This window comes from Haemophilus influenzae (assembly GCF_001457655.1).
Taxonomy (GTDB): domain Bacteria; phylum Pseudomonadota; class Gammaproteobacteria; order Enterobacterales; family Pasteurellaceae; genus Haemophilus; species Haemophilus influenzae.
In genome coordinates this window covers 1,676,902-1,690,192 of record NZ_LN831035.1, presented here as the reverse complement: position 1 = coordinate 1,690,192, position 13,291 = coordinate 1,676,902, and the positions used below count along the sequence as shown (strand labels likewise).

The 13,291-nt window shown below is 36.6% G+C and carries 10 protein-coding genes and 1 pseudogene; 5 read left to right on the top strand and 6 right to left on the bottom strand.

The annotated features are described in order from the left end of the window. The first annotated feature begins 68 nt into the window (after positions 1–68). Genes recJ through AT683_RS08335 form a run of 3 tightly spaced genes read left to right on the top strand, consistent with a single transcriptional unit; the run spans position 69 to position 3,185 of the window. Positions 69–1,796: a single-stranded-DNA-specific exonuclease RecJ gene (gene recJ, locus AT683_RS08345; protein ID WP_058222232.1), complete on the top strand. Its 1,728-nt coding sequence runs from the start codon at positions 69–71 to the stop codon at positions 1,794–1,796. Positions 1,797–1,800: 4 nt separating this feature from the next. Further along, positions 1,801–2,496, top strand: a complete 696-nt coding sequence (locus tag AT683_RS08340) for a thiol:disulfide interchange protein DsbA/DsbL (protein ID WP_020910104.1) — start codon at positions 1,801–1,803, stop codon at positions 2,494–2,496. Continuing rightward, positions 2,493–3,185, top strand: coding sequence for a 5'-methylthioadenosine/adenosylhomocysteine nucleosidase (locus tag AT683_RS08335; RefSeq protein WP_058222231.1), 693 nt, complete (start codon positions 2,493–2,495; stop codon positions 3,183–3,185). Before AT683_RS08340 ends, AT683_RS08335 begins: the two co-directional genes overlap by 4 nt. Before the next feature lie 72 nt (positions 3,186–3,257). On the opposite strand, the gene AT683_RS08330 is transcribed toward AT683_RS08335, so the two are convergent. Beyond that, positions 3,258–5,972: a TonB-dependent receptor domain-containing protein gene (locus AT683_RS08330; RefSeq protein WP_058222230.1), complete on the bottom strand. Its 2,715-nt coding sequence runs from the start codon at positions 5,970–5,972 to the stop codon at positions 3,258–3,260. 287 nt (positions 5,973–6,259) lie between these two features. Then, on the bottom strand, positions 6,260–7,858 hold the full coding sequence (locus AT683_RS08325) for a lactate permease LctP family transporter (protein ID WP_080390665.1): 1,599 nt from the start codon (positions 7,856–7,858) through the stop codon (positions 6,260–6,262). A gap of 267 nt (positions 7,859–8,125) precedes the next feature. On the opposite strand from AT683_RS08325, the pseudogene AT683_RS08320 reads away from it, so the two are divergent. Beyond that, positions 8,126–8,218 (top strand): annotated as a pseudogene (locus AT683_RS08320) ((d)CMP kinase); the annotation flags it as partial. Between the two features lie 43 nt (positions 8,219–8,261). Here AT683_RS08320 and fbp read toward each other — a convergent pair. Next, positions 8,262–9,266 carry a class 1 fructose-bisphosphatase gene (gene fbp, locus AT683_RS08315; RefSeq protein ID WP_048950111.1) on the bottom strand — a complete coding sequence of 335 codons (1,005 nt, stop codon included), beginning with the start codon at positions 9,264–9,266 and terminating at the stop codon, positions 8,262–8,264. A 234-nt stretch (positions 9,267–9,500) separates the two neighbouring features. Here fbp and truA point away from each other — a divergent pair, with 234 nt between their 5' ends. Beyond that, the gene (gene truA, locus AT683_RS08310) at positions 9,501–10,310 is read left to right on the top strand and encodes a tRNA pseudouridine(38-40) synthase TruA (protein WP_058222229.1); all 810 of its coding nucleotides are present in this window, start codon (positions 9,501–9,503) and stop codon (positions 10,308–10,310) included. Positions 10,311–10,402: 92 nt separating this feature from the next. Here the strand turns inward: truA and AT683_RS08305 are convergent, their stop codons facing one another. Genes AT683_RS08305 through AT683_RS08295 form a run of 3 tightly spaced genes read right to left on the bottom strand, consistent with a single transcriptional unit; the run spans position 10,403 to position 13,289 of the window. Further along, on the bottom strand, positions 10,403–11,419 hold the full coding sequence (locus AT683_RS08305) for a YeiH family protein (RefSeq protein WP_058222228.1): 1,017 nt from the start codon (positions 11,417–11,419) through the stop codon (positions 10,403–10,405). Between the two features lie 11 nt (positions 11,420–11,430). Next, positions 11,431–12,240, bottom strand: a complete 810-nt coding sequence (locus tag AT683_RS08300) for a peptide ABC transporter ATP-binding protein (protein WP_048950109.1) — start codon at positions 12,238–12,240, stop codon at positions 11,431–11,433. Continuing rightward, complete coding sequence (locus tag AT683_RS08295) at positions 12,240–13,289, bottom strand: peptide ABC transporter ATP-binding protein (RefSeq protein ID WP_005670535.1); 1,050 nt, start codon at positions 13,287–13,289, stop codon at positions 12,240–12,242. The genes AT683_RS08300 and AT683_RS08295 overlap by 1 nt, the downstream gene beginning before the upstream one ends. Positions 13,290–13,291 lie beyond the last annotated feature (2 nt).

Below are 13,291 nucleotides of genomic sequence, written 5' to 3'. Positions count from 1 at the left end.
GAAAAAGTATAGATAAAAGAGCTGTTGATTTCAACAGCTTTTTGCTTTTAGGTATGAATTAATATCCAGTGAAAAAACTTATCAAACGCCGTGAAATTCCAGTTGGAAATTCTGTTTCAAACCATCCGTTATTAGATCGCCTTTATCGCGCTCGTCATATTAAAAACACCAAAGAATTAGACCGCACTTTGAAATCAATGCTCAATCCAAATCAATTATATGGCATTGATCAAGCGGTAAATTTATTAGTTGAAGCCTATCAACAACAGCAAAAAATAGTGATTGTTGGGGATTTCGATGCTGATGGTGCAACCAGCACAGCATTGAGTGTGCTGGCTTTAAGACAACTTGGTTTTTCCGATGTAGATTACCTTGTACCAAATCGATTTGAACAAGGTTATGGTTTGAGTATTCCTGTGGCTGAAATGGCTCTTGAAAAGGGCGTTCAGCTTTTAATGACGGTGGATAACGGCGTTTCATCTTTTGAAGGCATTGCATTTTTGAAAGAAAAAGGCATTCGAGTTTTAGTCACGGATCATCATTTACCGCCCGAAACTTTGCCGCCAGCCGATGCGATTGTTAATCCTAATTTAAGTCAGTGTCATTTCCCTTCAAAATCCTTAGCAGGCGTTGGTGTGGCATTTTATTTGATGCTGGCGGTGCGTGCAAAATTTCGTGAACTCGGTATTTTTACGGCAGAAACACAACCTAATTTTACTGACTTGCTCGATCTGGTGGCATTGGGTACTGTCGCGGATGTTGTGCCTTTAGATCAAAATAATCGTATCCTTGCTTATCAAGGTTTAATGCGGATTCGTGCACGGCGTTGTCGTCCTGGTATTATTGCGTTGGCTGAAGTGGCTAACCGTAATGTTGAACAGTTTACCTCAAGTGATATCGGTTTTTGTATCGGACCTCGTTTAAATGCGGCAGGGCGTTTAGATAATATGTCGATTGGGGTGGAGCTTTTGCTGGCGAACGAAATGTCAAAAGCCAGAGAATTAGCTTTAGATCTCGACCAACTCAACCAAACGCGTAAAGAAATTGAAGCGGGTATGAAACTTGAGGCAATAAAAATTTGTCAAAATCTTACCGCACTTTTTAAAGAGTTACCCTATGGTATTACGCTTTATCAGCCCGATTGGCATCAAGGCGTATTAGGCATTGTTTCATCAAGGGTTAAGGATCAATATCATCGTCCAGTGATTGCCTTTACGCAAGATGGTGAGGGAATTTTGAAAGGTTCAGCTCGTTCTATTGAGGGGTTACATATGCGCGATGTTTTAGAGCGTATTCATTCGCAACATCCTAATATAATTTTAAAATTTGGCGGACACGCAATGGCGGCAGGCTTGAGTATTCGCGAAGAATATTTTGCGGATTTTCAACATCTTTTTAATCAAACCGTTGCCGATTGGTTTGATGAAGAACATATGCAAAGCATAATTTGGACAGATGGCGAACTGAATTCAAATGAATTTAATCTTGAAACGGCAGAGCTGATAAAATCAGTAGGCACTTGGGGGCAAGGGTTTCCTGAGCCTTGTTTTGATGGCGAATTTAAAATTTTAGACCAGCGTGCAATTGGGCAAAATAAAAATCATCTAAAAATGTTGCTAGAACCGAAACAAGGTGGGGTTTTATTAGATGCGATTGCATTTAATATTAATACAAGATTGTATCCTGATTTTTCAATTAAACAGGCTCGTTTAGCCTATAAATTAGAGATTAACGAATTTCGTGGCAATCGTAGCCTACAATTATTGGTAGATTATATTGAGCCGATAGATGAGTGATAGAATGAAATTAAAAGGGTTATTGGCATTTTGTTTGCTTTTTTTATCGTCGTTTGTTTTAGCAGAAGTCAATCAGAAAGAATTTTCAGTGCAAAATTCTCCGCACTTGCCATCAAGGGACACAATCTATTTTGAAGACGGGCGTGATTATTTTTCTTATAAAGAACCTATTGAACAAGCGTCTCGAGCCGATAAAAAAATCCGCATTCAATTCTTTTTTGATTATGATTGTCGAGTGTGTTCTTCAGCGCAGGATATTTTAGAGCTTTATAGCCAAATACGCACATATAAAGTTGTGTTGGAACAATATCCTATTGCAACTGCCGATAGCCAGTTTAGCGCACGTATTTTTTATACTTTGCAAGCATTAAGTGCGGGCGAATTATCCAATGTTTTGTTATTTGAAACTTCAGAAAAATCCCGTTATACAGAATTGTCTACATCAAATAAAATTCAACAATGGGCAGAAGAACAAGGGCTAGATAAGCAGTTATTTATTCAAACTGAAAATTCACAAAGCGTAAAAGAACAAATTCAAAATGCGATTGAATTGACGGAAGAATATGGTGTTTTTACCTATCCTTACGTTGTTATTGGGGGAAAATATGTACTCACTGCGAGTACGCTTTATAACGATGATTATAGCGTGGCAGTGTTAGATTTTTTGGTAAATAAAATAGAACAGGAACAAAAACAATGAAAATCGGAATTGTTGGCGCAATGGCGCAAGAAGTGGAAATTTTAAAAAATTTAATGACAGAGAGAACGGAAACTTGCGTAGCAAGTGCGGTCATTTTTGAAGGCAAAATTAACGGTAAAAATGTTGTATTATTACAATCAGGCATTGGCAAAGTGGCGGCTGCCATTGGCACGACGGCATTGTTGCAATTAGCCAAGCCAGATTGTGTGATCAATACTGGCTCTGCTGGTGGGGTAGCAAAAGGCTTGAAAGTGGGGGATATTGTGATTTCTGATGAAACACGCTATCACGATGCGGATGTGACCGCTTTTGGTTATGAAAAAGGGCAGTTGCCTGCTAATCCTGCGGCATTTTTATCGGACAAAAAATTAGCAGATCTCGCTCAAGAAATTGCAGAAAAGCAAGAACAATCAGTAAAACGTGGTTTAATTTGCTCTGGCGATAGTTTTATTAATAGTGAAGATAAAATTGCACAAATAAAAGCAGACTTCCCGAATGTAACGGGGGTTGAAATGGAAGCCACAGCGATTGCGCAAGTTTGCTATGCGTTTAATGTGCCTTTTGTGGTGGTTCGAGCAATTTCTGATGGCGGAGATGGCAAAGCAAGTATGTCTTTTGAAGAGTTTTTACCATTAGCGGCGAAGCAGTCTTCGGCGTTAGTATTAGGGATGATTGACAGACTGTCGTAATAATCTTTTAATAAGATAATAAATGCTAAAATTAAAGGCATAGCTATTAGCTATGCCTTTTATATGAACTCCCTAGAATTTATAGTTCAAACTCAGAATATAAGTTCTTCCACGTGCAAAGTTATAAAGTACAGTTTTATCTTTTCCTCCACCTTCACAATCCTGACTTTTACTACAAATTGAATCATTTAAGCTTGAATAATATCTTTGCGAAGCCGCATCATTTCCAGCATCTAACGGATCAACATAACGTTTATCTAACAGATTTTGTACTTCCGCTTTAATAATCAAATCTTTGATTGGTTCATAGCTGACGTGTAAATCTAAAATAATCGGTTGTTTTTTAATATCTTCTGTCTTTTTAATAGCATAATAAATTCTGTCGCTCGTAGTATTTTTTTCATAGCGAGAACCGTTGATGTATTCTTCTTGAGTTGTAGCACGTTTACTTTTTCCATAATAACGAGCTGCCAGACCTAAGGTTAATTTTTGATCAAACCAGCGTGTGCCAAGCTCTAATCTACCGTAGTCCTTTGGTAACATAGTGATACGTGATAAACCATAACCTTGTTTCAAAATGTCTTCTTTTGAAGCATTATTCGGACGTGGGCTGGCATCGGCATAATTGGTTGGCTGATTTGTTCGTTGATATGCATAAGACAGATTTGCAAAAAAACGTCCCATGTCATAGTTAATTTCTAACTCGACGCCGCTCTTTTTCACAATAGGCTTATAATTTTGATGAGCAATCGTCAGACGAAAACTATTGAGTCTTGCCCACTCTGGAGTAACACCATCTCGTGACCAATCTCCATACACATTATGGATATAGTTTTTAATAAAGCTACGATAACCCACTAATTTGATACCTAGCACATCGTCTTGAGTGAATAGACCTTTTTTATAAGTATTAAAGCCTAGTTGATAGGTGTCAGATTGTTCAGGTTTTAATGCTGTGTTTACCCCAGCATCAGACACTTGAGAGAAAAACATCTCTTGAATATTCGGCATTCTGTGTGTGCGTGAATAAGTAAAAAATGGCATAAAATAATCACTTAGCTCTGCACTTAATGTAGCGGAATGATTGAATGCCTTTTTATGCCCTGATTTATGCAAAATCGGTTCATTAATTTGTTTTTCTTTATTTTCATATCCAACATACTCACCATTAAAGGCATAATGGGTAAAATTCACGCTGTAATTTAAATGATAAATACCTTTAGAAAGTGCGGTATCAAAATACACTGTTTTAAATTTTTGCTTGCCAGAAGGTTGTAAGATTACTGAACGTTGTGGTAATAAACCTTTTGAGCCAGAATATCTCCCTGAATTACTGAATGAATATAAGCCTTGATCATGTGAATCATCTTTATAAAACAAACTTAATTCTTCTGGAAAACGGTTTTTACTGTATTCATTGGTAAAATAGTTAAACCCTAATGTGGTTTTTAAATCAATTTCTTTTGGCAGCAAGAAAGTATGGCTGTTGTTAATATCAACAATATTTGCCACATTTTTTGTGATAAGTTTATCTGCCACTCGCCAGCCAGCAAAAAAACCGCCTTTAGGATAAATAGTTTTGCCAATGTTATGTGCAGCCATTAAATTAAGATCAAGATAGCTGTTATTATTGAAGTTATAATTGACTTGGTAATTACGGTTTTCAATTTTGCGAGAACCAATTTTATTATCAAGGGTACGTATTTGCGCCCCTAGCGTATGGTGATCATCGCTATATTCAAATTTTAATAAATGGCTACGAGAACGAGATTGCAAACTGCCTGGTTCAATAGGTGCGACACTATATTGATCTTTATTGCGCTCAAAGCTTTCATCAGTTTCTTTTATGTCTTTTTGTAATTTATGTGCTTTCTGAGGCGTGTTTACCATTTTTAGTTCATCAAGTATTTCTTTGTATTTTTGAACTTTGTAAAATGAGCAACCATTCTTAGGGGGGGGGGTGGAATTGCAAGACCAAAACTTCTTACTTAAATCAGGTGTCCACTGTCCAGCTGAGTCTAAAACATAACCTGCATTGTGGAAATAGGCTTCTTTTTCTTTAGCAAGAATATCTTGCCCTAATGATGCTAATCGTTCTCCGCCACCGATACGATAATCTTGTGAAACTTCACGTTGGCTATAACCATACACCACGCCTACATAGCCACCGTTATCAAGCCATTTTCTGCCAGCAGCCGTCGTCATAAAATTGGATTTAGTGGCATTGCTTCCTGTCATTCCTTTCAGAATAATGCCGAATGGTTTGTCATCAGTAATCACATCATTAACGCTTAATGTTCTAAAATTAGCACTGCCTGCTAAGGCATTTATACCGCTTGCTCCCGAAAAGTTACTTTTATTAACATCTACACCTGCAATAAAATTAGGATCGATTGCCGCACCAAATTGAGAACTTCCGCCTGATTGACCAGAGTCTAAGGCTGTAGAATAGAAGGTTTGGGTTACACCATCAACCATCGTATTGACACGACCTAATCCATTTTCGCCACGAATATTTACAGAAACCACACCCGAGCCTTTATCTTGTTGAGTAAATGCACCAGGAATGCTCCGAATCACTTGGTCAATGGTTTGTGTTTCCTTAAAGACATTTTCACGCGTACTTTTGGCTTTGGCTTCAGTGAAAGGTTTTTTGTCATTTGATATCACTTTTTCTACGACATCAATTTGCCCTAATGTTTCTTCGGCTTGAGCTTGTGTAATCGTTATACCGATCGTATTAATTAGGCCAAGTGTAATTAAATTTAATTTTATAGCTTTCTTCATTATAGTTCCTATTTATTTTTGAGAAGGATTACGATTATCCATTTTATAAGAGGGATTTCAAGGAATGATTTAATGAAAATACCTAAAAATAATGAAAAAAATTAATTTTTAGAGAGGAAATATGTTGAGAAGATAAAGAAAAAGAACGTTTGGTTTTTGCTAAATGGGCAAATTCATTCGCAAAATCAACCGCACTTTAATGGGTTAAAGGTTAGTTTTGATAGTAGAAATATAAAAGAGAAAAATAGGAAATGACCGCAAAAGTGCGGTCATTTTTGGTGTGGATTTTATAGATTATAAAATAAAGGTACTAAGAACAACGCGCCAAGTGCGGCAATAATACCGTAAATGATCATAGGTATAATGGTTTTCTTAATAATTGTGCCTTCTTGGTTTGAAATATTTAACACTGAACTTACCGCTACAATGTTATTTATACATACCATATTCCCCATTGCCCCACCAACAGATTGTAAAGCAAGAACAAGTGCGACAGAAATGCCTGTTGTTTCTGCGGTAGAAAGTTGAACACTACCAAATGTTAGGTTGGATACGGTATTTGAACCTGAGAAAAAGGATCCAATCGCGCCTAAGAAAGAGGAGAAAATAGTCCAGTTACTACCAGAAATTTCAGCAAAAGTTCTACCTATAATTTTTACCATAGAATGTTCGCCACCCACTAACATTAGGTTTACCATCACTAAGGCACCAACTAAGGCAATAAATGGATTTTTAGATTGTTGTAAACTTGATGCAAAAATCTGTTTAACATTTGAACTGGAAATTTTAAAGACAGGAATCGCAATTAGTACTGTAATGACAAATGGAATCAATGCAGGTACGTAAAGAAGTTTATAGCTTGATGAAACATTTGAGCCAAAAATATTTTTTAAGCTAAAGATTAAACCTTTGCTAATTTCAAATAATCCTAACGAACCTAATGTGGTTGAGAACCAAATAGTTGCGTCATTCATCATTGCTTTGAATGGTAATTGATGAATACGAGTCACAATTAAAAATGCAATAAGTAAACCTGTCGGGAATAATGCTTTAACTACTTGTCCTGCACTTACCGCATTATTATCAAGGGTATTTGTTACTTTTGCTAAACCAATATTGCGATTAGCAGCCCATACAGAAATAAATAAGCCGATTGCCCCCCCAACGAGTGATGGAAATTCGTAATTGACTTGAGCAATCAAGAAATAAGGTACTACGCAACCCAGTACGCTAATATAGATAAATACGATGTTTTTACGAATATCATCCCAATTTACTAAGATACGAAGTGCTAATAATGGGATAATAAGTGCAGCAATGGAGTGTATAAATGCTGTAATAGACCCAATTTCTAAAATCATATCTTCTGATAATTTTAAAGCACCAAAACCAAACCAAGTTGGTGTACCTACCGCACCAAAGGATACGGGAACTGAGTTCATAATAAGTGCCAACATCGCCACTTTTAATGGATGAAAACCTAATCCCACTAAAATAGGTGCAGCAATTGCCGCTGGTGTACCAAAACCACTTGCTCCCTCGATCATAAAAGCAAACGCCCAACCAATAATCATTAATTGTGCAACGGGATTTGGATTAATATTTCCTAGCCATTTTCGCATAATATTTGTTGCGCCTGAAATTTCAGAGAAACGGTTAAAGAGAATCGCACCAAAAATTACTGTAATAGGTGTTTGTACCGCAATAATTGCAGAAACAACATTTGCACTAATAGTGACAATATCTGTATTAAAGTGTAAAAGATGAACACCCATAACTAATGTCGCAATCCAAGGTAAGGCAACATAAGAAGGTAGCGCGTTTCTTTTTACCATAAGATAAATCAGTAAAACGATAGGAAAAATACTTAGAATAAAAGACAGCATAAAATATCCTCAGAGTTAGATTAAAAGATGTGGTTATTTTATGGATTTATATGCAAAAGCATATACCTATTTTAAGAAAATGTGATCAATATCTCATAAAATTTAACATTTTGTTTTCATTTTTTACATTTTTATTACTATTTGTGTTTAGTTATAGTATTAATAGAAGAATATGGAATATGATAAAGATTGTTTAATACCATATTAACATTAGCAGGATCACCAAATTCTCACTATAATGCGCAAAATTTTGAGAATGAAAGGATAATTTGTATGGGAATGATTATTACTGTTGATGGTCCTAGTGGTGCTGGGAAAGGGACGCTTTGTTATGCGTTGGCTGAAAAGTTGGGCTATGCTTTTTATTGATAAAAATCTCCCCTTTTAATCGAGGAGATTTTTATTATTCTTCTTTAAATTCTTCCATCATTTCTTGTGCTTTTTTCACCATATCTTCTGAACCAACAAATAGTGGAACACGTTCATGAAGTGCGGTTGGTTCGATATCTAAAATTCGACGATAACCATCTGTTGCGACACCACCAGCTTGCTCCGCTAAAAATGCAATAGGATTGCCTTCATATAATAAACGGAGTTTTCCATTTGGATAGTTGGTTGCACTTGGGTAAATATAAATGCCGCCTTTTAATAAATTGCGGTGGAAGTCTGCTACAAGTGAACCAATATAGCGAGATACGTAAGGGCGATGAGTCGCTTTATCTTCTTCTTGGCAATATTTAATATATTTTTTCACACCTTGTGGGAATTTCAGGTATTGCCCTTCATTGATGGAATAAATTTTGCCCTCTTTTGGCATTTGCATATTTTCGTGGGAAAGACAGAATGTACCGATTGATGGGTCATAAGTAAAACCATTAACCCCATTACCAGTGGTATATACCAACATTGTTGATGAACCATAAACAATATAACCCGCTGCGACTTGTTTATTACCTGGTTGCATAAAATCTTCTAAGGTAACAGGTGAGCCAATTGGAGATACGCGACGGTAAATAGAGAAAATTGTTCCTACAGATACGTTTACATCAATATTTGAAGAACCATCAAGGGGATCCGTTAAAATAATATATTTTGCATTACGGCCACGTTCTGTATCAAATGCGATAAAACTTTCTTCTTCTTCAGAGGCAAACCCTGCCACTTCTTCACGTGCCATTAATGCCGCTTTCATCGTGTTATGGGCGAATAAATCGAGTTTCATTTGACTTTCGCCTTGTACATTTTCAATACCAGATTGACCGAGAATATTTGTTAAACCTGCTTTGTTAATATCTCGATGAATAATTTTCGCTAAAAGACGAATTGACGACAAAATACCACTCAATTCCCCCTTTGCGTTTGGATATTCAGCTTGGCGTTCAACGATAAATTCACTTAATGTTTTCATAATTTTCCTTTTAGTTTTTCATAATACGTTGATTAATTATAGGGAGTTTGGAGTGTAAACTCTAATGGCAGATTATCAGAATGGGATCTTTATCACAAAAAATTCACATTTATTATTGCAATTTTTAGAAACTATCGCTTATTTTTGAATAAATTTTGGAGTGTTTTTATGCATTTGCGCTCCAAATAAACTTGGGCTACCATAACCGCACTTTATTAAGCCAAAAGGTAAAAAATGAAAATTGCATTAGGCATTGAGTATAATGGACAAAATTATTATGGTTGGCAGAGACAAGAAAAAGTCCGCAGTGTACAAGAAGAATTAGAAAAGGCACTTTCTCACATTGCAAATGAAAAAATTGAAATATTTTGTGCGGGGCGAACGGATTCTGGCGTAAGTGGAACGGGGCAGGTTGTTCATTTTGAAACCAATGCGGTTCGCCCAGAGAAGGCTTGGGCTTTTGGTACGAATGCTCATTTACCTGATGACATTGCAGTGAGTTGGGCAAAACAAGTCGATGATGAATTTCACGCCAGATTTTCTGCAACAGCACGCCGTTACCGTTATATTCTTTATTGTAATAAATTACGCTCTGCGATTTTAGCGGGAGGAATAACCCATTGTCATTTAGATTTAGATGCGGAAAAAATGCATCAGGCAGGGCAATGTTTACTTGGCGAACAGGATTTTTCCTCTTTCCGTGCGGCGCAATGTCAGTCTCATACGCCTTGGCGTAATGTGCATCATTTGAATGTGTCTCGTATCGGAAAATATATTATTGTTGATATTCAGGCGAACGCTTTTGTGCATCATATGGTGCGCAATATTGTGGGAAGTTTGATTGAGGTCGGAGCTGGAAATCAGCCGATTGAATGGATGCAATGGTTACTTGAGCAGAAAAATCGTCAGCTTGCCGCACCAACAGCAAAACCCGATGGATTGTATTTGGTGGATGTGATTTATCCACAAAAGTTTGATATTCCTAGACGCCCAATTGGCCCTTTATTTTTAGAGGATGGTTTATTAAATCGTCCTTTGAAATAAAGCGTAATTTCATCTTTTAAATAACCATATCTGAAAATATTCTTCATAAAAAAAGACCGCACTTTAAAAGTGCGGTCAATGTTAAGTGAATTTTATATTAATTTTGATATTCCATAGTTCACTAAAAATCCCCCAATCACTAGCCATAAATAAATCAATACGCCTAAAACAAGCGGTTTTAGTCCTGCTTTCTTGATTGCACTTGCTTGCGTAGTTAAGCCAAGTGCAGCCATCGCTGAAATTAATAAGAAAGAATCGATTTCAACGAATAATTTCACGAGTTCTTTTGGTAATAAATCAAAAGAATTAAAAATGGCAACGCCAATAAAAAGTACAGCAAACCAAGGAATTGTAATTTTGTGTGATGTATTTTCTGATACTCCATTACTACGTGTTAATAACCAAGAGAGCATTAATAAAAATGGTGCAAGCATCATTACTCGGAGCATTTTGGTAATGACGGCAGTATTCGCCACGATAGGATCTATATTTCCCCCAATGGCATAAACTTGAGCGACTTCATGCACGCTAGAACCAACATAAATACCGAATTGATGAGCGTTAATTAAATGTTGTGACCAAGTGTAGAAAAATGGATAAGTAAAAATAGAAAGCGTCCCGAAAATGACCACTACGGCAATCGCCACTGAAACTTTATGAGATTCTGCTTTGGTAACAGGCTCTGCCGCCATAACCGCTGCCGCACCACAAATACTACATCCTGCCCCAGTGAGATAAACCAATTGTTTATCCATTTTTAGATAACGAATGCCCAAAAGTGCGGTAAGAAAAAAGGTTGAAATTAGCATAATGGCATCAGTGACAACAGCATTTAAGCCAACATCGGCAATATCGCCAAAAGTGAGACGAAAACCATACAGCACAATGCCAGTGCGAAGAAGCGTGCCTTTGGCAAATAATACGCCTTTTTCCACTAGTGTTGAAAATTGCGGGTAAATGGTATTGCCGATTGCCATTCCCAGTAAGATGGCAATAATTAAGGCACTGATATGATAATGCTGGGAAAAGTCGGTGCTTCCTAAATAGTTAGCAAGTACAGCGATAATCGTGATAAATATAAGTCCGAAATAAAAGGGACGAGTGTTCATTTTTTCTTTCCTTAGTGAGCGTTTTTGTCTTTTACCCAAGCGGTTTCATCTAAAATTTTGCCAAAATAGCTTTCGACTAAGCGACGAGTAACATCAGTTTGTGGATCAGTAAAAAGATTTTGAGGGCTGCCATATTCAATCATTTTTCCTTCATCCATTACGATAATCGTATCTGCAATATGTTTAATTACACCGAGATCTTGCCCTACATAAATATAAGAAATACCTAAACGTTGCTGCAGATCAAGGGTTAAATTAAGCAATTGAATACGTACAGAAGCATCTAAATTGCCAATTGCATCATCTATAATAATTATTTCAGGTTCTAAAATCAGCGCACGTGCCAAAGCGACACGCTGTTTTTGGCTAATAGAAAGATGCTTAATATTGAGATTTGTGTAATCAGGATAAAGCCCAACAAGAGAGAGGGTCTCAAAGATTTTTTCATTACGTTGTGTTTCTGTCCAATCTGTCGCTAGGCTTAATGGTTCGTCTAATATTTGTCCAATATTTAAACGTGGATTAAATGCAGAGTTGGCATCTTGGAAAACCATACGAATATGTTTAGCTCTAGATTGTACATCCTGATATTGTAATTCTCGATCATTAAATAAAATTCGACCAGAAGTTGGCGGAATAATACCTGCTATCATTTTCACTAGGGTTGATTTACCAGAGCCATTATTGCCAATGATTGCAAGTGTTTGTTTACGTTCAAGGGTAAAACTCACTTTATCCACTGCATTGAATTGATTTCGACCAAATAAACTGGCGTGACCTTTAAAAGTTTTAGTTAAATCTTCCACTTGTAATAAGGGCATTATTCATTTCCTTTGCAATTAAGTATAAAAGGGGTGGCGGTTGTTTTTTCTTTGAAATTTTTTTCTCGTAAATTAATAGGATAATGACAAGAAAATTCGTGTTGTTTTATTTTCAATCGTCTTGGTTTTTCCATACATTTTTTTTGTGCAAAAGGGCATCTTGGGCCAAGACGACAGCCAATTGGCATTTGCTCTAAAATAGGCGCGGTGCCTTCTAACGTACCCAATTTAGTTTTAAACCCCAAAGGTTGAGTAAAATCGGGTACTGCATTAATTAAGGCTTGGGTATAAGGATGATGGGGACTTTCGATTAATATTTCAGTCGGGGCAGATTCGGTATTTTGCCCACAATAAAGCACTGAAATTTGATCGCACCATTCACTAATACTTTTAATATCGTTACTCGTAAGTAAAATTGTTGTTCCCTGATTTTGGTTCATACTGGAAAGTAAACGAAAAACTTGTAGGGCAGTGGTTGATTCTAATGTATTTGTTGGTTCATCTGCGATTAATAAACGTGGCTGATTAGCGACAGCCATTGCGATCATAACTTTTTGTCCTTCGCCTTCTGTCAGTTCGTTAGGATAGCTTGCCATAATATCACGATGATCTTTAATTCCTACGCGATGTAACAATTCAATAGCACGTCTTTTTTTCCACCCAAACCATTTCCACCATTTATTTTTAAATGTCCAATTAGGAATATTTTGGATGAGTTGTTTCCCTATTTTTCGACTTGGATCAAGGCAAGATAAGGGATTTTGGAAAATCATGGATATTTCTTTGCCGACAATCTTACGTCGTTTATTAGGACTGAGTTTTAGTAATTCGATATCGTGAAAACGAAAGCGATCGGCAGTAATAATCCAATTTTCTTTGATTGCATTACAAATGACTTTAGCGATTAAGCTTTTTCCTGAGCCTGATTCGCCAACTAATCCACTGATTTCCCCTTCGTTAAGGGAAAGATTGACGCCATCTACAATTTTTATACGTCCATTGGAGGTTTGAATTTCAATATTGAGGTTACAAATGTCTAAAAGTGCCATAG

Coding starts and splice junctions, on each gene's coding strand:
- AT683_RS08340 (WP_020910104.1), top strand. CDS start 1,801: ATGAAATTAAAAGGGTTATTGGCATTTTGTTTGCTTTTTTTATCGTCG.
- AT683_RS08335 (WP_058222231.1), top strand. CDS start 2,493: ATGAAAATCGGAATTGTTGGCGCAATGGCGCAAGAAGTGGAAATTTTA.
- AT683_RS08330 (WP_058222230.1), bottom strand. CDS start 5,972: ATGAAGAAAGCTATAAAATTAAATTTAATTACACTTGGCCTAATTAAT.
- AT683_RS08325 (WP_080390665.1), bottom strand. CDS start 7,858: ATGCTGTCTTTTATTCTAAGTATTTTTCCTATCGTTTTACTGATTTAT.
- fbp (WP_048950111.1), bottom strand. CDS start 9,266: ATGAAAACATTAAGTGAATTTATCGTTGAACGCCAAGCTGAATATCCA.
- truA (WP_058222229.1), top strand. CDS start 9,501: ATGAAAATTGCATTAGGCATTGAGTATAATGGACAAAATTATTATGGT.
- AT683_RS08305 (WP_058222228.1), bottom strand. CDS start 11,419: ATGAACACTCGTCCCTTTTATTTCGGACTTATATTTATCACGATTATC.
- AT683_RS08300 (WP_048950109.1), bottom strand. CDS start 12,240: ATGCCCTTATTACAAGTGGAAGATTTAACTAAAACTTTTAAAGGTCAC.
- AT683_RS08295 (WP_005670535.1), bottom strand. CDS start 13,289: ATGGCACTTTTAGACATTTGTAACCTCAATATTGAAATTCAAACCTCC.